The 1551-nt window shown below is 65.6% G+C and carries 1 protein-coding gene and 1 pseudogene; one reads left to right on the top strand and one right to left on the bottom strand.

Going from position 1 to position 1551, the window contains the following annotated elements; genetic code table 11:
• Positions 1-671: pseudogene (locus ENZ75_RS31425) on the top strand (hypothetical protein); the annotation flags it as partial.
• 98 nt (positions 672-769) lie between these two features.
• Here ENZ75_RS31425 and ENZ75_RS31420 read toward each other — a convergent pair.
• A partial coding sequence (locus ENZ75_RS31420; protein ID WP_128278607.1) for a hypothetical protein occupies positions 770-1551 on the bottom strand: 782 nt, incomplete at its 5' end.

Here is a 1551-nt window from a genome sequence, read left to right as displayed (position 1 = left end):
AGGCTATCCACGCCATCGACAAGGCGACGCTTGTTGCCGACGGCTCGGCATGGCCCGGCAGCCTTGACGATCTTGCCGGGTTCCGGCGCGATCAGTGGGAGCTCTATCGCCAACTGCGCACCAGGGACGACAGCCATCGGCCTTGGAAGATCAGCGATTTCGTCACGCTTGGTAGCCCGCTGACCCACAGCGAATTTCTGGTGACGCACAATCTCGCCGAATTCAGGCGCGGCATCGCCGAGCGCCTGTTCTCGGCATGTCCGCCGATTGCCGAGGGAGCGGCGGCCGGTGGCACCGTGCTTTATCAGGAAGGGCGCAACCGTTCTTCCGGCAAGCCACAGCGGGCGGTGCATCATGGCGCGGTGTTTGCTGCGACGCGCTGGACCAATATCTTCGACCGCGGCAACGGTTGGCTGACGGGCGATCCGATCTCAGGGCCGATGGCGGAGAATTTCGGCCCGGGCGTGGAGAACGTTCAGGTCGAGCTGCGCGGTTCCCTCGGCCGTGTCTTCACCCACACGCTGTACTGGTCGTTGGCGGCGACCGGTATCGAGGTTGCTGCCGGCGATCAGCCGCGCTCGCATCTCGCCGTGCTGCGCGACGCTGTCGACCTCGGTCGCAAACTGGAGCCGAGCCAAGCCGAAGTGCCGGCGATTCCTCCCCGAAAATAAGAACGGATTTCAGCGAACGGGGTCGTGGCAGCGCCGCTCGACAACTTCAAAGCAAAGCCGCTCCGGGCGGGCCAGAGTGGCTTTGTTGCAAGTGCAGTTCAACGGTTGGTGATAAAAACCGCTTCCTCATCGTCGCGCTGCCTGCCGCCAAGGGCCGCGGCAGCACTGGCGATAAAGGCGCCGATGGCCAGCGAGAGCGCACCAAGCAGGGCAAACGTCGCGCTGGCCTTCCTGGCTGTGTCGGCGGCCTGCTGCGCCTTGACCTTGGCGTCCTGGGCCTTGGCGAGGACGGCATCCACCCGGGTCCTGGCATCTGCTTCCGAAAGCCCCGTGCGAACGGCGACCAACTGCGACAGATAGGTTTTGTCGTCTGCGGAAACCTCGCCTGCCGCGGCGCCGGCGATCAGGATGCGCGAAGCCTGCCCAACCGCGGCCGCATCGCTGTCCGGATTGGCGGCCGCGAGCTTGCCCGGATCAGCCGGACGGAACAGTGAACCCACCAGGTAGGATGTCGCATTGTCGGCCGACGCGCTGCCGGCATGGGCCGAAGCCCCCGCCGATGCGCCCATGGCCGCACCAGACGCGATGGTGGACACCGCCTGCACGCCCGAGCCTATGGCAGCGGAAAGCGCGGAGCCAAGCACGCCGACGACGAGCAGTGTGGCCAACGCCCAGGCAAGAAAGCCATGGGCGGTATCACGGAAATACACCTCGTCCGTGTGGATGCCGACCCATTTGGTGCGCAGGCGTCCGGCAAGGTAGCCGCCGACACCCGAGGACAGCCATTGCACGATGATCAGCCAGACGGCGGTGGATGCCGCGAAAGTGGTGACAGATGCGCCGGATCCCGACCAGGGCGACACCATGCTCAATCCAAGCC

Source organism: Mesorhizobium sp. M7A.F.Ca.CA.002.04.1.1 (genome assembly GCF_004022805.1).
Classification (GTDB): domain Bacteria; phylum Pseudomonadota; class Alphaproteobacteria; order Rhizobiales; family Rhizobiaceae; genus Mesorhizobium; species Mesorhizobium ciceri.
Note: the sequence above shows the minus strand (reverse complement) of the source record. Positions and strands in the feature narration are given on the sequence as shown.